This is a genomic window from Sphingomonas sp. 7/4-4 (assembly GCF_027941955.1).
Classification (GTDB): Bacteria; Pseudomonadota; Alphaproteobacteria; order Sphingomonadales; family Sphingomonadaceae; genus Sphingomonas.
In genome coordinates, this window is the sequence record NZ_CP115960.1 from 4,319,608 (window position 1) to 4,336,512 (window position 16,905).

The following is a 16,905-nucleotide window of genomic DNA, read 5'->3' on the forward strand; positions in this document are numbered from 1 at the left end:
CGCGCTTCATCCTGCCAAAAGCGGCGTTCGTCGCTCAGCCGCCCCGTTGTTTGCAGCCGTCGAACTGGCCGCGCTTGCAGAACGGAACGTTTTCACGCGGCGGCGGTGGCGGGAATGCCTCGCTGGGGGTCCTGGGATTGGGCACGAACACCACCTGCTGGCCGGGGGCGGGCGGCCCGTTCGGCCAGGGGCTCGCGGGGGCCAGCCCACCCAGCCGCGCCGGGGCATCGGCCGGCGGAGCAGTCTGGACAGGCGCATCCTGCGGGAGTGCACCGCTCATCGCCAGTGCAGCCAAAACGATCAGAGTCATCACAGGTCTCCGAACAGTTTCTCGAGCGCAGTCGACTGCGCTTTTCGAGAACGCGAGACCTGCGGGATGGCTCCGGATTTAGTTCCCGGTATCCAGCGCATAGCCCGCCGAGCGGACCGTGCGGATGATGTCGGGGCGATCGCCATGGTTGATCGCTTTCCGGAGCCGCCGGATATGGACGTCGACGGTGCGCGATTCGATATCGCTGTCATGTCCCCACACCGCGTCGAGCAATCGCTCGCGCGAGAACACCCAGCCCGGATGCTCGAGGAAGTGCTTGAGCAGGCGGAACTCGGTCGGCCCGAGCGAGATCACGTCGCCACCGCGGCGAACCTTGTGCCCCACCGTGTCCATTTCGATATCCGCATAGCTAAGCGCCTCGCCGGCCAGCGCGGGACGCACGCGGCGCAGCACCGCGCCGACGCGGGCGACCAGCTCGCGAGGGAAAACGGCTTGGTGACATAATCGTCCGCGCCGGTCTCGAGCCCGCGCACGCGATCCTCTTCCTCGCCGCGCGCAGTGAGCATGATGATCGGGATATTGGCGGTCTCGGGCATGCGGCGCAGGCGGCGGCAGACCTCGATGCCCGAAAGCCCCTCGACCATCCAGTCGAGCAGCACGATGTCAGGCGTCGCTTCCTTGGCGAGCAGCAGGGCCTCCTCGCCGTCGGGCGTGTGCTTGACCTCGTAATCCTCGCGCTTGAAGTGCCATGTCACCAGTTCGGCGATCGCGGCGTCGTCCTCGACGAGAAGCATCTTAACTCGGGCCATAAGGGCGTCCTTAACCAGCAGCCGCTTCGTCGGCCAGATAGCGGCCGGTCGCGGCGAAATATACCATCTCGGCGACGTTGGTCGCGTGATCGCCGATCCGCTCGATATTCTTGGCGACGAAGAGCAGATGCGCAACCTGGCTCACCGTGCGCGGATTCTCGACCATGAACGTCACCAGGGTGCGGAAGATGGAGTCATAGAAATCGTCGAGCGCCGTATCGCGCACGCAGATCTCCGCGGCGGCGGCGGCGTCGCGCGAGGCAAAGGCGTCGAGCACGTCGTGCACCATGTCGCTTGCCATCCGCGCCATCGCCGGCAGCAGCGACAGCGCCTCGATCCGCTCCTCACCCTCAGTGTGGATCAGCGGTACGCGCTTGGCGACGTTCTTGGCATAGTCGCCGATACGCTCGACCACCGCGGCGATCTTGAGCGCGGCGATCACTTCGCGAAGGTCGTCGGCCATCGGCGCACGCAGCGCGATGACGCGGACGACGAGCTTCTCGACCTCGGCCTCGATAGCGTCGATCGCCTTGTCCTTCTTGCGGACCTTGTCGGCAAGCGCGGTGTCGCCGCGCTGGAGCGCCTTCATCGCGTCGTCGATCGCCTGTTCGGCAAGCCCGCCCATCTGGCTGATCAGCGCACGGAGCTGCTTGATGTCCGCGTCGAACGCCTTGACGGTATGTTCCTGACCCGTCGCCATTTAGCCGTACCTTCCGGTGATATAGTCCTTGGTGCGCTCTTCGCGCGGCGTCGTGAAGATCTGGTCGGTCTCGCCATATTCCACGAGGGTGCCCAAGTGGAAGAAGGCTGTGCGCTGGCTCACCCGCGCCGCCTGCTGCATGTTGTGCGTGACGATGGCGATCGCATAGCGGCCGCGCAATTCGTGGATCAGCTCCTCGATCTTGGCGGTGGCGATCGGATCCAGCGCCGAGGCCGGCTCGTCCATCAGGATCACTTCGGGATCGACGGCGATCGCGCGGGCGATGCACAGCCGCTGCTGCTGCCCGCCGGAAAGCGCCGTGCCGCTGTCCTGCAGCCGGTCCTTCACTTCCTCCCAAAGGCCCGCCCGCTTGAGCGACCGCTCGACGATCGCCTCCAGCTCGCTCTTCGACGCCGCAAGCCCGTGGATGCGCGGGCCATAAGCGACATTCTCGAAGATCGACTTGGGGAAGGGGTTGGGCTTCTGGAACACCATGCCGACCCGGGCGCGCAGCTGGACCACGTCCATCGCCGAGGAATAGATATTCTCGCCGTCGAGCATGATGTCGCCGGTCACGCGCGCCGAGGCGATCGTGTCGTTCATCCGGTTGAGCGTGCGCAGGAAAGTCGATTTGCCGCAGCCCGACGGGCCGATGAACGCCGTCACCTTGTCCATGTCGATGTCGATCGACACGTCCTTCACGGCCTGCTTGTCGCCGTAGAAGACGCTCACGCCGCGGGCGGACATTTTGGAAGGAACGTCGATCATCACCAGCGGGTCTCGAATTTGTTGCGAAGATAGATGGCCAGGCCGTTCATGGCGAGGAGGAAGACCAGCAGCACGATGATCGCGGCGCTGGTCTTCTCGACGAAGCCGCGGCTGACTTCGTCGGACCACAGGAAGATCTGCACCGGCAGCACCGTGGCGGGGTCGGTGAAGCCGCCCGGCGGCGTGACGATGAAGGCACGCATCCCGATCAGCAGGAGCGGCGCGGTCTCGCCCAGCGCGCGCGCCATGCCGATGATCGTGCCGGTCAGGATGCCGGGCATCGCGAGCGGCAGCACATGGTGGAACACCACCTGGATCGGGCTGGCGCCGATGCCGAGCGCCGCATCGCGGATCGAGGGCGGCACCGCCTTGATCGCGTTGCGGCTGGCGATCACGATCACCGGCATGATCATCAGCGCGAGCGTCAGCCCGCCGACCAATGCCGCCGAGCGGGGCAGGAGCGGACCGAAGGTATAACCGAACAGGCTCCAGCTTCCGAGAAACACCGCGAGCCCGAGCAGGCCGAAGATGATCGAGGGCACCGCCGCGAGATTGTTGATCGAGACCTCGATCAAATCGGTCCAGCGGTTCTTCGGCGCATATTCCTCGAGATAGATCGCCGAAAGCACGCCGACCGGGAAGGCGATCAGGAAGGTCACGGCCATCGTCAGCAGCGAACCCTTGAGCGCGCCCCAGATGCCGACCGCGACCGGATCGGTCGAATCGGATTCGTGCAGGAAATCCATATTGAAGTGCCGCGACAGCGCGCCCGCTCGCTCGAGCTTCGCCACCGTCGCCTTGGCCTCGGCGTTACCGTCGCCGCGCATCGCCTGGTCGATCCCGGTCGAGGCGGGCACGTCGATGCTGATCTTGCGGTCGAGGATCGACGGATCCGCCTTGATCGCGTCGCGCACTCGCAGCCAGGCGTTCTCGGAGATGAAATCCTCGCCGCCCGCGCCGAATGCCGTCGCCGCTGCGCCTTTGACGGTATTCTCGAGCCCCGCGCCCGCCAGCGCGAGATCGGCGGCGGGCGTCCTGAGCTGACCGCGCTCGATCAGCATTCCCGATGCGGGGAAATCGATCGGCAGCGCCACGTCGGTCCGCGTGAAGCCGCGCCAGCCGTTTGCGACCATCGTGATCAGCAGGAAGGCGAGGAACGCCGCCGACAGCGTCACCGCCGCCAGCCCGAAGAAGCGGAAGCGCCGCTCGCGGCCATAGCGCCGGCGGATGCGCTGCTGCATCGCCGCCGCGTTCCAGTCGGTCGGGGTGCGTTCCGGGCCAAGGGCAGAGGGAGCGGCGCTATTCATAGGCTTCCCGATATTTCTTCACGACGCGCAGCGCGACGATGTTGAGCAGCAGCGTGATCACGAACAAGGTCAGGCCCAGCGCGAACGCCGCCAGGGTCTTCGGGCTGTCGAACTCGGATTCGCCGGTGAGCAGATCGACGATCTGCTTGGTGACGGTGGTCGCGCTCTCGAACGGATTGAGCGTGATGTTGGCGGCACCCGAAGCGGCCATCACCACGATCATCGTCTCGCCGATCGCCCGGCTGACCGCGAGCAGCACGCCGGCAACCACGCCGGGCAGCGCGGCCGGAATCAGCACCTTCGAGATCGTCTCGCTGGTCGTCGCCCCCATCGCCAGGCTGCCGTCGCGCATCGCGGTCGGCACCGCCGCGATCGAATCGTCGGCCATGGACGAGACGAACGGGATGATCATCACCCCCATCACGAGGCCGGCGGCGAGCGCGCTCTCGGAGGAGGCATAGGTATAGCCGAACGACACCGCGAGGTCGCGCACGGCGGGGGCAACGGTGAGCGCGGCGAAGTAGCCGTAGACCACGGTCGGCACACCCGCGAGCATCTCCAGCGTCGGCTTCATCCATTTGCGCACCGTCGGCGCGGCATATTGGGTGAGGTAGATCGCGCTCATCAGCCCGAACGGGATGGCGACGATCATCGCGATCACCGCGCCGATGAAGAATGTCCCCCAGAACAACGGCACCGCGCCCAGCGATTTGCCCGGATCGGCGGCGTCGATCACCTGCGGGCTCCAGTGCGTGCCGAACAGGAAATCGGTGATCGGCACCTGCTGGAAGAAGCGCAGCGACTCCCACAGCAGCGACAGGAAGATGCCCAGCGTGGTCAGAATCGCGATCAGCGACGCGACCAGCAGCAGCACCATCACGCCGCGCTCGACCTGGCTGCGCGCCTTGAAGCTCGCACGGACGCGGGTGAGGGCGAAGGCGGCGCCGGCAAAGGCAAGCAGGATCGCGACCCCGGTTCCCATCCAGCCATAGCGCGATTGCGCGGCGCGGGTGGGGGCGGCAAGCTGCTCGGCGACCGGATCGAAAGCCTTGGCGTCCACATCATTGGCCACCCGCTTGGCCTCCGCCAGCAGGGCATCGCGCTCGAACTCGAACTGGGGAAGCTGCGCCGCGGCGGGGTGCGCGAGCACCGCTTCCTTGACGAGCCCGGGACTGACGGCGCTCCACACCGCAACGAACAGCAAGGCGGGCAGCATCGTCCACATCGCGACATACATGCCGTGCTGGCCGGGCAGCGAATGGAGCCGCTTGGCGCCGCCCCGGTCGAAGCGATTGGCGCGTGCGCGGGCGGTCAGCCAGCCGATCAGCCCGAGCCCGGCGACGAGGAAAAGGAGGGTGAAGGCGTTCACGACGTCATCTCAGTGCAGCCCCGCCGGATCCAGCGCGATCCGCTGCGCCAGGATCTGCGCCGAGTGCGCCCGCAGCGCATCGGGCGCGGCGATCAGTCCGCGCTGTGTCAGCTTGCCCTTCGGATTCCACATCGTCGCGTAGAGCGTCAGGAAGTCTGCCAGCCCCGGCACTGCGCGCAGATGGCGCTTCTTGACGTAGAGGAACAGCGGCCGTGCGCCCGGATAGCTGCCGTCGGCGATCGTCGCATAGCTCGGCGCCACGCCTTCGATCGGCACGCCGTGCAGTCGGTCGATATTCTCCTCGAGGTACGAATAGCCGAACACGCCGAGCGCGTTGGGATTGGCGGCAAGGCCCTGGACGATCAGATTGTCGTTCTCGCCCTTGTCGATATAGGGTCCATCGTCGCGGATACGCTTGCAGCGGCTGTCATAAGGCGCGGTATCCTTGGCCGCCTTGAGCGCCTTGGCCTCCGGGTCCGCGGCCACGCAGCCGGGCTCCATCACCAGCTCGACCAACGCGTCGCGGGTGCCGCTCGTCGCTGGCGGCCCCATCACCTGGATCGGTATCGCGGGGAGCGACGGATTGACGTCGCGCCACAGCCGCGCGGCGTTGGGCTTGCCCAGTGGATTGGCGGCGAGCGCCAGATAGACGTCCTTCTTGCTCAGCGTCAGCCGGGGCCCGTTATTCGCCTCGGCCAAAGCGACGCCGTCGACGCCGATTTGGACTTCGATAATCTCGCCGACGCCATTGGCCTGGCAGAGCTGATATTCGGATTTCTTGATGCGGCGGCTGGCATTGGCGATGTCGGGGAACTCCCAGCCCACGCCTTCGCAGAAGCGCTTGAGGCCCGCGCCCGTGCCGATCGATTCGACCACCGGCGCCTTGCGCCCTCCGCCCTGATTGACGAAGGTCTCGGCGACTGCGGTGGTGAAGGGATAGACAGTCGACGAGCCGACGACGCGAATCTCGCGCGCCGTGTTGCTGTCGCAGCCGGCCAGCGTGAGCGCCGCCGCTGCAATCAGGGCCAACCTGCCGAAAATGTGCGAACTCCCCGCTTCACCCGAGTCGTGCGCCGCGGCACGCAAGCCGCGTGTCTTGCAAGTCGGTTACGCCTTTATGACACTCGTTGTACCGGCAGCAGGATAGTGACGGTGGTACCCTTGCCCACCGCGCTGGCGATATCGAGCCGGCCGCGGTGCCGCTCGACGATGTGCTTGACGATGGCGAGGCCCAGGCCGGTGCCGCCCAGCGAGCGGCTCCGTCCGGAATCGACGCGATAGAATCGCTCGGTCAGCCGGGGAGGTGCTGCGGTGGGATGCCTTCGCCTTCGTCCGAAACGGTCAGGCGCACCATCGCCTCGCCTTCGGGCTGTAGCGTCACGGTGACCGGCGTCGCGTCGCGGCCATATTTCATCGCGTTGCCGATGACGTTGTGGAGCAGCTGGCTGAGCTGGGTCGAATCGCCCGCCACCGGCGCGACGTCGCTGATCTGCGTGACGAGATCGGCAGCACGCGGGCTGCCCGAAAGCTCGACGGTCACTTCCTCGATCAAGTCGGCCAGTTCCACAGCCTTGTCGGGGATGCGATATTTCTCGGCTTCGATCCGGCTGAGCGAGATCAAATCCTCGATCAGCCGCTGCATCCGCTGCGCCTCGCCGAACACGATCTTGAGGAAGCGGCCGCGCGTCTCGGGATCGTCGCCGGCATCCTCGCGCAGCGTCTCGACATAGCCGAGCATCGAGGCGAGCGGGGTGCGCAGCTCGTGGCTGGCATTGGCGACGAAGTCGACGCGCATCCTTTCGGCTGCATAGCTGCCGGTACGGTCGACCAGATGCACTACGCGGCGTCCGTCGCCAAGCGTATGTACCCGCATCTCCCAACGCTGGTCGCGCGTGCCGAGCCCGACGAGGTGGATCGGCGCGGCGGGGGCGCCATTGTCGGTGCGCATCAGCCGCTCGGCGGCGGCGGGATGGCGGATCGCGACGCGGACGTCCTCGCCCAGCACATGCTGCCCCAGCAATTCGCGCGCGCCCTGATTCGCCGCCTCGACGCGGTTGTCGGCAATCACCAGCACCGGTTCGGCGATCGCCTCGATCACTTCGGCGATCGCAGGTTCGCTGTCGGCGGAAGGCATTGTGTGACCCGTCGCGGGGGCGTGCTCGTCGCCGCCGGTAGCCGCGATCAGCACCGCCGCCACGGCGCAGACCAGTACGACCAGGCTCGCCTGCACGTCGCCGTTCAGCAACAGGCTCACCCCTGCGGCGATGACCGCGACGACGAGCGCCAGCGCTGTTCGGATCCCGGGGAAAGACGGCATGTGTCCCGTTCTAGGCATGGATTTACGATTGCGAAAGCGCTGCTGGCGCAGGAGAAGGCACTATGGCCGACGAAACCTCCGGACCCGTCGCTTCGCGCCGCCGTGCATTGATGCTCGGCGCGGTGGGCGCATCGGCGATCGTCTCGATCCGCCCCGCGCTCGCGCAGACCAGCGCCTCGGTGCTCAATTGCGAGATTCCGGTCCCCGATCCGGCACGCGCCGGCAGCTATATCGCTGCCGACGGCACACTGGTGCCCGCCGGCACGCCCGGCGCCTATCCACCGCCGGGAACCGCGTTCAAGGCCGAGGACGTGAAGCGCGCGCTCTCGGGCGGAACCTTGCCCGGCACCGATTACGAACGCAGCCGCGCCTACACCAATTACATCCGCCGCCTCCAAACGGGCACCAGCGGCTTCACTTGCTTCGCATCGCTGCAGATGCCGCGCGGCTGAGGCCGTGACGGCACAACTTTACCGCGCCGCCGCGCCCGAGACGTTGCGCATCGTCCCGCTCGACGCGCTGACTCTGGTCTATCACCGCGCCTCGGGCATCACGCATATCGTCGACACGCCGGTTCCCGAGATACTCGAGACGCTTTCCGCCGAGCCGCTCTCGGCACCTGACCTGCTCGCCCGGTTGGCGGACGCATTCGACCTGGTCGATGCCGATCCCCTGGCGCTCGCGGTGCGTCTCGACGAACTCGCCGCCGTCGGCCTGGTGGAGCGGTTGTGCGCCATCTGACGCAGCTCCGCATCGGTCCGGTGGGCTTTCGCGTCGGCAGTGACTGGCGTGCGCCGATCGCAGCGCTCGACGATCTCTACCGCGACTATCCCGCGCCCGAGGACGGCATCCCCGACTTCAACGTCCACCTCTTTGCCGCTCGCCCGTGGCGCCGTGTGCTGCGACCGTCGGTCCATATCGGTGGCGATTTCGTCATCCCCGATGCCGCGCCGCTGCCGCTCGCGCAGGGGTTGCTCGCCGCGGAGATGGGAATGAACCTGCAGATGGCGCTCGGCCAGCGCCGCTATCTGCTGCTCCACGCCTCTGCGGTCGAGCGCGACGGCAAGGCGCTGCTGATGACCGGCATGTCCGGCGCGGGCAAATCCACGCTCGCCGCATTGCTGATGGCGCAAGGCTGGCGGCTGATGGGTGATGAGTTCGCCCTGCTCGATCCCGCGACCGGATTGATCCACGGCTTCCCACGATTGATCAGCCTCAAGAACGAGGCGATCGGCGTGATGGAGCGCGCACTGCCCAGCGCGCGCTTCGGGCCGGTGCTCGAAGGCACGCCCAAGGGCACGATCCGCCATCTCGTGCCCGATGCCCGCGCCATCGCCGCGATGGCCGAACCCGCCGAACCCCGGCTGATCCTGTTCCCGAGCTACGGCTTCGCGGCGGCCGAGCGCGACGTGCTGCCGAGCGAGACCTTCGTCCGCCTGACGCAAGCCTCGACCAACTATGTCGCGCTCGCCGAACGCGGCTTCGATGCGCTCACCCGGCTGGTGCGCACCGTCCCGGCCCGCGCGCTCGATTATCCCGATACTGCGACTGCACTCGCGCAGGTCGAGCGGCTGTGGGAGGCGGCATGATCGACGGCCGCATCCTCGCCGACGCATTGCGCGATCCTGCAACGGCCTCAGGGCTCGACGCAGACGGCTGGACCGCATTGCTCGCCATCGCCCGCGCCGAGCAACTGATCGGCACACTTGCCCACCGGCTGGAAGGTTTGCCGATGCCGCCCGCCGCCGCGCGCATTCTCGAGGACGCGCGCAGCTCGGCCGCGCAGGACCGAACCGCCGCGCTCTGGGAAGCCGAGATGGCGCGCCGCGCGCTCGCGTCCATGGGAATGCCGGTGATCCTGCTCAAGGGCACCGCTTATGCCGCGGCGGGCCTCGCCGCGGGCACCGGCCGTTCGATCGGCGATCTCGACATCCTCGTGCCCCGTGCGCGGCTCGATGAGGCGGAGGCCATGCTGCTCGCGGCGGGCTGGGAATGGGTGAAGCCCGATCCCTATGACGATGCTTATTATCGCCGCTGGATGCACGAGCTTCCGCCGCTGATCCATCGCGAGCGCGATCGGATGATCGACGTCCACCACACCATCCTGCCGCTCACTGCGCGCGTCACGCCCGATGCAGATGCGCTGATCGCCGACAGCGTCCTGCTGAAGAACGGCCTGCGCGTCCTGAGTCCCGCGGGCATGGTCTGCCATGCCGCAGCGCACCTCTTCGCGGACGGCGATCTTGCCGGAGGGTTGCGCAACCTCTGGGACATCGACCAACTTGTTCGCGAATTCTCCGAGCGTGACCCGGATTTTTGTTTGGACGTTTACGAGGAAAGCCATACGCACGGTTTGATGCCCGCGGTGATGCGAGCCTTTCGCCTTGCCGCTGCGCTCTATGACACCCCGGTGAAGGGCTATTCGAGCCCGATCAAGGTCACTCTCAAGCCCCAGCGCTCCGACAGGTTTTTCTTCCACCGCCTGCTCGCGCGCAACGCATGGGGACGCCCCACGCACAGGCTGACCCGGCTGGCTTTCTACCTACGGAGCCATGCGATCCGGATGCCGCCGCACATGCTGGCAAAGCATTTATTCATTAAATCGCGCAAGAGCCGGTCAGTTTAATTAAATCATTATTGATTTACTGGTCGGGTGCGGAAGTAATGAGTGCAAACTGATCGGCGTTATGTCTATTGCCCATGTCACTGTCTTGTGGCGATCGGCATAATTAGTAGTGGATAACAAGGAGGGCGGACGTTAGATCGTCCGGGTTGCTGTGATTTCCGAGACGCGAAGATGCAAGTAATTCATTGATATAAATGGATAACTTTGGTTATCGTAACTTCGAATGCCGGCAATCGGGGACAGGGCCGATTTTAGCGATTTGTTAACCTTTCTTATGTGAAGGTTAATCGCCACCGAAATAGGCGGGGCAAGACGTGGGGGCGCGGAAACGATGTAGTTCGGGCAGTGAGGCAGTTTGTGATCGACGAAGCCACGCAGGCTCTGGAAAATGCCGACGCCAGGACGATCGTCGAGGCGCTGTGGTCGAGTTGGCCGATCGTCGTGACGTTGTGCGCCGCCGATGTCGCCATGGGCGACTCCCCGAGAGACACATCGATTTCATCAAGGCGCTTCAGGAGCTGGGGATTCCGGCCTGATCACTTTCGAAGCATTCCTCGTCGGACCCGGCGGACCGCAGATGGTCGACGCCGCGCTCACTGCCCGCGGGCGCGCTTTGCTCGGGCCAGGAACGAACCCCGCCGAGACCGTCCGTCAGTTGGCGAGCTGAGGCTGGCGGATCAGGTCCGCCACGATATCCGCCACCGTCCGCAATATCTTGAGATCATGTCCGTCGAACTGGCGCTGGCCGCGCTGGATCGCGACGATCCGGCCCAGCGGCGCACCGTCCAGGTCATGCAGCGGGACGCAGGCATAGGATTGGAAGCCGAGCGCACCGGCTTCGATCGGATCCGCGAGCTGCCAGAGCAAAGCTTCGGAGGTTTCCGCTGCGCCGCCCGCCATCAGCACGCCCGCAGTCTCGAGCCGTTCGGAAGCGCCGGTCGCGCGCTGCCGGGTCGCGTAATGGCGCAGGTCGATGATGGCGCCGTCGGCGACGAGTGTCAGTTGAATCAGTTCCGCGAGTCTCGCCGACGCGATCGGCGCGCCGGGTCGCAAGTCGGCAGCGGCCTCTCCTTGAGAGGCATATTCTGACCCCTTCAATGCGTCCCCCCGGTGCGACCCACGTTTTCTTCCCCGTATATGCTCCACGTCCGATAGGGGAAAAGCAAGCGTCCGCGGAACTCAGGTTAAACACTGTTCGGGACTTTTCGGAACAGGCTGGAATCCATCCTCGTCCGCAACCGGATAGTTCAGGCGCCATGATATCGGGCGGCAGGGCGGTCGCGCGAGCAGTTCTTCGCGACCAATGCTTCGGCGGCGGCATAATTGTCCCAGTCGCGGATCTCGGGAAGCGAGGGGATGCACACCGGCTCGTCCATTTCGAGCGCGCGCAGCGAAGCGACCACCAGATCGTCGGCCTGCATCACGCGTTCGGGCGGGAAATTGGCGAGGTCGTTGCCGGCGACTTCGTGGAAATCGGTGGCGATCACGCCGGGGACGAGCAACTGGACGCGGACGCCGGTGCCTGCCGCTTCGACCTGCATGTGGCGCGTGAACGCCATCACATAGTTCTTGGACGCGCCATATCCCGCATTGCCCGGCATCTGCATGAACACCGTGCCCGAGGCGATGTTGATGATCGTGCCGCGTCCGGCGGCGGCCATCGCCTTCATCGCCGCGGCGGAAAGCCGGCTGAGCGCGAATATGTTGACGCGGAGCATCGCATCGAGCGCGTCGGGGTCGAGTTCCGCCACTCGGCCGCGCGTGGCATATCCCGCATTGTTGATCAGCATGTCGACGCCGCCTACCGCGATCCGCGCGGCCACCGCCGCCGCGCCTGCATCGCTGCCCAGATCGGCGGCGAGCACTTCGACATCGGCCTGGGTCGCGGCGCCCAGTTCCTCGGCCAGCGCGCGCAGCCTGTCCTCGCGCCGCGCGACGATCACCAGGTCGTGGCCGGTGCGCGCCAGATGCTCGGCGAAATTGCGGCCGATGCCGGCGGACGCGCCGGTGACCAAAGCGCGGGGGCGAGTCGTCATGGTTCAGTCTCCTGGGATGGGGTGCAGGATCATATAGGGTGTGCCGCGCCGAGCTTCTCCAGCGCCGGCACCAATTCGTCGAAATGATCGATCACTGCGTCCGCCGCCAGTTCCTCGATCGGTTGCATCAGGAAGCCGAAGCTGACCGCGACAGAGGGATTCCGGCATTCCTCGCCGCCTGGATGTCGAAGATCGAGATCGCCGACGAACGCCGCGCGCCCGCCGCCGCAGCGCCGGATCATTTCGCGGATTCCTTCGGGGAGGGCTTGCGGTTGTCCGGCCCCATCGTGTCGCCGCCGATCACGCAGGCGAAGCGATGATCGAGCGCCAGTTCGGCGACCAGCTTCACGGCGAGGCTCTCGGACTTGTTGGTGACGATCGCGAGCTTCACGCCGCGTGCCTCGAGCGTGTCCATCGCTTCGATGAGTCCCGGAAAGGCGTAGGTGCCCCGGGTAAGATTGTCGCCGTAGAAGGCGAGCAGCTCGGGATACGTGCGCTCCAGCACCTCGGGATCGCACCCGCCCGAAGCCTCGAGCCCCTGCTGGAGCATGTGTTTCCCGCCGCGCCCGATCATCGGCTTTACCGTCTCGACACTGAGCGGCGGGCGGCCGAGCAGCCCGAGCGCGTGGTTCACTGCGTCGGTGAGGTCCACGCTCGTATCGAACAGCGTGCCGTCGAGATCGAATCCGACAATGTCGAAGGGGAAGTCGGCCATATGCGGCGCCTGCTGCCAGCAACGCTATGGAATTGGCAAGCTTCTCATGGCAGGGGAGGCTCTTCCGGAGGGTATCATGACAGCGCCGATAGCCGCGATCATCCTTGCTGCGGGCAAGGGCACGCGGATGAAATCCGATACGCACAAGGTGCTTCACCCGCTCGCCGGGCGGCCCATGCTGCTGCACCTGATCGACAGCGTCGATGCGCTCGATCCGGCGCGCACCATCGTGGTGGTCGGCGCCGGACGCGAGCAGGTCGAGGCGGCCGTCCAGCCGCTCGGCGCCGAGACGGTCCAGCAGGCCGAACAGCTCGGCACCGGCCATGCGGTACGGATGGCGGAAGATGCGCTCGCCGGGTTCGCAGGCGATGTGCTGATCCTTTATGGCGACGTTCCCCTGGTCTCGACCGCGACGATGCGGCGGATGCTCGAGCGGCTGCACGGCGCCGATGCGCCCGCGGCAGTGGTGCTCGGCTTCCGCCCGTTCGATCCCGGCGCCTATGGCCGCGTGATCGCGGACGGGCAGGGGCACATCGTCAAGATGGTCGAGTTCAAGGATGCGAGCGCCGAGGAACGTGCCGAGACCCTGTGCAATTCGGGGCTGATGGCAGTGGGCGCGAAGGATCTGTTCGCGTTGCTCGCGCAGGTCACCAACGCCAATGCCGCGGGCGAATATTACCTTCCCGACATCGTGATGCTCGCCGCCGCCGCGGGCCGCCATTCGGCGGTGATCGAGACCGACGCGCACGAAGTCACCGGCGTGAACAGCCGCGGTGAACTCGCCGGGCTCGAGGCCGAATGGCAGCAGGCGCGGCGCGCGCGGGCGATGGCCGACGGCGCAACCCTGGTGGCGCCCGAGACGGTGTGGTTCGCGCACGACACGAAGCTCGGCCGCGACGTACTGATCGAACCGAACGTGTTCTTCGGGCCCGGCGTCGAGGTCGCCGATCGCGTCACCATCCACGGTTTCAGCCATATCGAGGGCGCGAACATCGCCAGCGGGGCGAGCGTCGGTCCCTATGCCCGGCTGCGGCCGGGCACGGTGCTGGCGAGGGCGCCAAGGTCGGCAATTTCGTCGAGACCAAGAAGGCGGTGCTCGGCAAGGGCGCCAAGGCCAATCATCTGACCTATCTCGGCGATGCCGATGTCGGGGCCGGTGCGAATATCGGCGCGGGCACGATCACCTGCAATTACGACGGCTTCTTCAAATATCGTACGAGCATCGGCGAAGGCGCGTTCATCGGCTCGAACAGCGCATTGGTCGCGCCGGTCGCGATCGGCAAGGACGCCACGGTGGGTGCGGGATCGGTGGTGACGCAGGACGTCGAGGCCGGCGCGCTCGCGCTCGCGCGCGCCCGGCAGGAGGCGCGGCCCGGCTGGGGCACGCGCTTCCGGGAAATGATGAAGGCCAGAAAGGCTGCGAAACCATGAGCGACCGCTACGCCGGCAAGCCGTTCCTCCGGCTGCTCGAAAGCTATATCCTCGATGCGATCGGCCATCTCGATCCGGCGGCCGATGCGTCGCTGCGCGCGATGGAGCCGCAATATCGCGAGATGTTCGGCGCTACCGGCAGCTGGCGCGAGATCGTGGTCGGGCGGATGCAGTTTCCGGACGGCATGCAGGGCGCCATCCGGGAGGTCTGGCAATCGGGCCGCGTCCGGTTCCAGCAGGCGAACGGGCGCGAGCCCGATCCGATGGAATTCACTCGGGTTTTCGTGGACACCAAATTTCCGCACTGATCGCGGCAGGGGATAAGTTCGATGTGCGGAATTGTCGGAATCGTCGGCAACCAGGACGTGGCCCAGCGCCTGTTCGACGGGCTCAAGCGGCTCGAATATCGCGGCTATGATTCGGCGGGCATCGCCACGCTACACGACGGCGAGATCGAGCGGCGCCGTGCCGAGGGCAAGCTGGTCAACCTCGCCGCGCGGCTGGCCGAGAGCCCGCTGCCCGGCACGATCGGAATCGCGCATACCCGCTGGGCCACGCACGGCGCGCCGACCGAGGACAATGCCCATCCGCACATCGTCGGCGATGTCTCGATCGTCCACAACGGCATCATCGAGAACTTCAAGCCGCTGCGCGACCAGCTGATCGCCGAGGGCCGCGAGTTCAAGAGCCAGACCGACACCGAAGTCGTCGCGCACCTCGTCAGCCGCGAGCTCGAGCGGGGCAGCAGCCCGCGCGACGCAGTCGCGGCGGTGCTCCCCAAGCTCCACGGCGCGTTCGCCGTCGCCTTCCTGTTCCGCAACCAGCCCGACCTGCTGATCTGTGCCCGGCTCGGCGCGCCGCTCACCGTCGGCTATGGCGAGGGCGAGAATTATCTCGGCTCGGACGCCCACGCACTCGCCTCGCTCACCCAGCGCATCGCCTATCTCGACGAAGGCGACTGGGCGGTGCTGACCCGCGACAAGGTCGAAATCTTCGATCGCGACAACAATCCCGTCGAGCGCCCCATCGTCGCCTCGGGCGTGTCGGCGGCGCTGATCGACAAGGGCAACCACCGCCACTTCATGCTCAAGGAAATCTACGAGCAGCCGGTGGTCGTCGCGCAGACGCTGGCGTCGTACATCCGCCCGGTCGAGCAGAAGGTCGCGCTGCCCGACATGAGCTTCGACCTGAGCAGGATCGAGCGCGTCGCGATCGTCGCCTGCGGCACCGCCTCCTATGTCGGCATGATCGGCAAATACTGGATCGAGCAGTTCGCGCGGCTGCCGGTCGAAGTCGATGTCGCCTCCGAATTCCGCTACCGCGATCCGGTCCTTCTGCCGAACACGCTGGGCGTCGTCGTCAGCCAGTCGGGCGAGACCGCCGATACGCTCGCGGCGCTCCGCCATATGAAGGCGAACGGCGTCACCACCGCGGGCATCATCAACGTGCCGACCAGCTCGATGGCCCGCGAAGTCGATCTGCTGCTTTCCACCCATGCCGGGCCGGAGATCGGCGTCGCCTCGACCAAGGCATTCACGTGCCAGCTCGCGGTGATGGCTGCACTCGCGGTCAATCTCGCCCGCGCCAAGGGCAAGCTGAGCGAGCAGGCCGAGCGTGAGATCGTGCGCCATCTGATCGAGGCGCCCGCCGCGATCAACGCCGCGCTCGCGCATGACGAAGAGATCCAGGCGATGGCACATACGATCGCCGCGGCGCGCGACGTGCTCTATCTCGGTCGCGGCCCCGATTACCCGCTGGCGCTCGAAGGTGCGCTGAAGCTCAAGGAGATCAGCTACATCCACGCCGAAGGCTATGCCTCGGGCGAGATGAAGCACGGGCCGATCGCACTGATCGACGACAGCGTGCCGCTGATCGTCCTCGCCCCTCGGGCCCGCTGTTCGACAAGACCGTCTCCAACATGCAGGAGGCCAAGGCGCGCGGCGCCAGGGTGGTGCTGATCTCGGATGCCGAAGGGCTGGCGCTGGCCGGCGAAGATGCGCTGGCGACGATCGAGATGCCCAGCGTCCACCCGCTGATCGCGCCGCTCGTCTATGCGGTGCCGGTGCAGTTGCTCGCCTATCACGTCGCCGTGGCCAAGGGCACCGACGTCGATCAGCCGCGCAACCTCGCGAAATCGGTGACGGTCGAATAAAAGGCCGTCGCCCGGCGATATGCTACTCTGGTGGCGAGGGATACGAAGTTTAGTGGGTTGTGGGTCGTCGAGCAGACGGAGCCGCCATGGGCAAAATGATGAGAAGCATTCTTCGGTGTGGCTTGATCATGGCATTTGCTTTGTCGAGCGGATGCGGGCGTCACGATGTTAGCTCCCTGGAATTTGCCAATCGCTCGTCCCACATTTTGACGAACGTCTTCGTAAAAGACCCCCGGAGGGAATGGATACTTGGTGATATCCAGCCGGGAGGCACGTTGAAATTTGCCGGCATTCTCGACGGAGAGGGGCAGGCATCTGTTCATTGGATTGAGGAGGGCCAACGCTATTCGGCAGACCTTTGTTATTACTCAAGAAGATTTCCCGCCAAGGGGAGAGTTATGATC

General features: G+C 66.1%; 15 protein-coding genes and 4 pseudogenes. 7 read left to right on the forward strand and 12 right to left on the reverse strand.

Annotated elements, in window-relative coordinates; all coding sequences use genetic code 11:
- Positions 1 to 34: 34 nt before the first annotated feature.
- The 8 genes and pseudogenes from PIB19_RS22155 to PIB19_RS22190 all read right to left on the reverse strand — a co-directional run bounded on the left by PIB19_RS22155 (position 35) and on the right by PIB19_RS22190 (position 7,541).
- Complete coding sequence (locus tag PIB19_RS22155) at positions 35 to 310, reverse strand: hypothetical protein (protein ID WP_271239070.1); 276 nt, start codon at positions 308 to 310, stop codon at positions 35 to 37.
- Positions 311 to 388: 78 nt separating this feature from the next.
- A pseudogene (gene phoB / locus PIB19_RS22160) lies at positions 389 to 1,080 on the reverse strand (phosphate regulon transcriptional regulator PhoB).
- Positions 1,081 to 1,090: 10 nt separating this feature from the next.
- Positions 1,091 to 1,780: a phosphate signaling complex protein PhoU gene (gene phoU, locus PIB19_RS22165; protein ID WP_271239071.1), complete on the reverse strand. Its 690-nt coding sequence runs from the start codon at positions 1,778 to 1,780 to the stop codon at positions 1,091 to 1,093.
- A complete protein-coding gene (gene pstB / locus PIB19_RS22170) occupies positions 1,781 to 2,548 on the reverse strand; it encodes a phosphate ABC transporter ATP-binding protein PstB (RefSeq protein WP_271239072.1) in 768 nt (255 codons plus the stop codon).
- Positions 2,548 to 3,855, reverse strand: coding sequence for a phosphate ABC transporter permease PstA (gene pstA / locus PIB19_RS22175; protein ID WP_271239073.1), 1,308 nt, complete (start codon positions 3,853 to 3,855; stop codon positions 2,548 to 2,550). The genes pstB and pstA overlap by 1 nt, the downstream gene beginning before the upstream one ends.
- Entirely contained in the window at positions 3,848 to 5,224 is a 1,377-nt protein-coding gene (gene pstC / locus PIB19_RS22180) for a phosphate ABC transporter permease subunit PstC (RefSeq protein WP_271239074.1), read from the reverse strand. The genes pstA and pstC overlap by 8 nt, the downstream gene beginning before the upstream one ends.
- A gap of 9 nt (positions 5,225 to 5,233) precedes the next feature.
- A complete protein-coding gene (locus PIB19_RS22185) occupies positions 5,234 to 6,253 on the reverse strand; it encodes a PstS family phosphate ABC transporter substrate-binding protein (RefSeq protein ID WP_443018663.1) in 1,020 nt (339 codons plus the stop codon).
- A gap of 86 nt (positions 6,254 to 6,339) precedes the next feature.
- Positions 6,340 to 7,541, reverse strand: a pseudogene (locus PIB19_RS22190) (ATP-binding protein).
- A gap of 62 nt (positions 7,542 to 7,603) precedes the next feature.
- Here PIB19_RS22190 and PIB19_RS22195 point away from each other — a divergent pair.
- The 4 genes from PIB19_RS22195 to PIB19_RS22210 are packed head-to-tail and all read left to right on the forward strand — an operon-like array spanning position 7,604 to position 10,167.
- Positions 7,604 to 7,993, forward strand: a complete 390-nt coding sequence (locus tag PIB19_RS22195) for a hypothetical protein (protein WP_271239075.1) — start codon at positions 7,604 to 7,606, stop codon at positions 7,991 to 7,993.
- A gap of 4 nt (positions 7,994 to 7,997) precedes the next feature.
- Positions 7,998 to 8,282 carry an HPr-rel-A system PqqD family peptide chaperone gene (locus PIB19_RS22200; protein ID WP_271239076.1) on the forward strand — a complete coding sequence of 95 codons (285 nt, stop codon included), beginning with the start codon at positions 7,998 to 8,000 and terminating at the stop codon, positions 8,280 to 8,282.
- The gene (locus PIB19_RS22205; protein WP_271239077.1) at positions 8,270 to 9,130 is read left to right on the forward strand and encodes an HprK-related kinase A; all 861 of its coding nucleotides are present in this window, start codon (positions 8,270 to 8,272) and stop codon (positions 9,128 to 9,130) included. The genes PIB19_RS22200 and PIB19_RS22205 overlap by 13 nt, the downstream gene beginning before the upstream one ends.
- On the forward strand, positions 9,127 to 10,167 hold the full coding sequence (locus tag PIB19_RS22210) for a nucleotidyltransferase domain-containing protein (protein ID WP_271239078.1): 1,041 nt from the start codon (positions 9,127 to 9,129) through the stop codon (positions 10,165 to 10,167). Before PIB19_RS22205 ends, PIB19_RS22210 begins: the two co-directional genes overlap by 4 nt.
- 651 nt (positions 10,168 to 10,818) lie before the next feature.
- Here the strand turns inward: PIB19_RS22210 and PIB19_RS22215 are convergent.
- From PIB19_RS22215 to PIB19_RS22225, 4 genes are all read right to left on the reverse strand, one after another.
- Positions 10,819 to 11,220 (reverse strand): GAF domain-containing protein, encoded by a 402-nt coding sequence (locus PIB19_RS22215; protein WP_271239079.1) that lies wholly within the window; start codon positions 11,218 to 11,220, stop codon positions 10,819 to 10,821.
- Positions 11,221 to 11,414: 194 nt separating this feature from the next.
- Positions 11,415 to 12,203, reverse strand: a complete 789-nt coding sequence (locus tag PIB19_RS22220; RefSeq protein ID WP_271239080.1) for an SDR family NAD(P)-dependent oxidoreductase — start codon at positions 12,201 to 12,203, stop codon at positions 11,415 to 11,417.
- A 29-nt stretch (positions 12,204 to 12,232) separates the two neighbouring features.
- Positions 12,233 to 12,445 carry a hypothetical protein gene (locus tag PIB19_RS23350; protein WP_336297220.1) on the reverse strand — a complete coding sequence of 71 codons (213 nt, stop codon included), beginning with the start codon at positions 12,443 to 12,445 and terminating at the stop codon, positions 12,233 to 12,235.
- Positions 12,442 to 12,918, reverse strand: a complete 477-nt coding sequence (locus PIB19_RS22225) for an HAD hydrolase-like protein (RefSeq protein ID WP_336297221.1) — start codon at positions 12,916 to 12,918, stop codon at positions 12,442 to 12,444. Before PIB19_RS22225 ends, PIB19_RS23350 begins: the two co-directional genes overlap by 4 nt.
- 76 nt (positions 12,919 to 12,994) lie before the next feature.
- On the opposite strand from PIB19_RS22225, the pseudogene glmU reads away from it, so the two are divergent.
- From glmU to glmS, 3 genes and pseudogenes are all read left to right on the forward strand, one after another.
- A pseudogene (gene glmU, locus PIB19_RS22230) lies at positions 12,995 to 14,349 on the forward strand (bifunctional UDP-N-acetylglucosamine diphosphorylase/glucosamine-1-phosphate N-acetyltransferase GlmU).
- Positions 14,346 to 14,657 carry a hypothetical protein gene (locus PIB19_RS22235; protein WP_271239081.1) on the forward strand — a complete coding sequence of 104 codons (312 nt, stop codon included), beginning with the start codon at positions 14,346 to 14,348 and terminating at the stop codon, positions 14,655 to 14,657. The pseudogene glmU and the gene PIB19_RS22235 overlap by 4 nt, the downstream one beginning before the upstream one ends.
- A gap of 21 nt (positions 14,658 to 14,678) precedes the next feature.
- Positions 14,679 to 16,501, forward strand: a pseudogene (gene glmS, locus PIB19_RS22240) (glutamine--fructose-6-phosphate transaminase (isomerizing)).
- Positions 16,502 to 16,905: the final 404 nt, after the last annotated feature.

Excerpts from the sequence above, each read along its gene's own strand:
- PIB19_RS22155 (WP_271239070.1), bottom strand. The coding sequence starts at position 310 with ATGACTCTGATCGTTTTGGCTGCACTGGCGATGAGCGGTGCACTCCCG.
- phoU (WP_271239071.1), bottom strand. The coding sequence starts at position 1,780 with ATGGCGACGGGTCAGGAACATACCGTCAAGGCGTTCGACGCGGACATC.
- pstB (WP_271239072.1), bottom strand. The coding sequence starts at position 2,548 with ATGATCGACGTTCCTTCCAAAATGTCCGCCCGCGGCGTGAGCGTCTTC.
- pstA (WP_271239073.1), bottom strand. The coding sequence starts at position 3,855 with ATGAATAGCGCCGCTCCCTCTGCCCTTGGCCCGGAACGCACCCCGACC.
- PIB19_RS22195 (WP_271239075.1), top strand. The coding sequence starts at position 7,604 with ATGGCCGACGAAACCTCCGGACCCGTCGCTTCGCGCCGCCGTGCATTG.
- PIB19_RS22210 (WP_271239078.1), top strand. The coding sequence starts at position 9,127 with ATGATCGACGGCCGCATCCTCGCCGACGCATTGCGCGATCCTGCAACG.
- PIB19_RS22220 (WP_271239080.1), bottom strand. The coding sequence starts at position 12,203 with ATGACGACTCGCCCCCGCGCTTTGGTCACCGGCGCGTCCGCCGGCATC.
- PIB19_RS23350 (WP_336297220.1), bottom strand. The coding sequence starts at position 12,445 with ATGATCCGGCGCTGCGGCGGCGGGCGCGCGGCGTTCGTCGGCGATCTC.
- PIB19_RS22225 (WP_336297221.1), bottom strand. The coding sequence starts at position 12,918 with ATGGCCGACTTCCCCTTCGACATTGTCGGATTCGATCTCGACGGCACG.
- PIB19_RS22235 (WP_271239081.1), top strand. The coding sequence starts at position 14,346 with ATGAGCGACCGCTACGCCGGCAAGCCGTTCCTCCGGCTGCTCGAAAGC.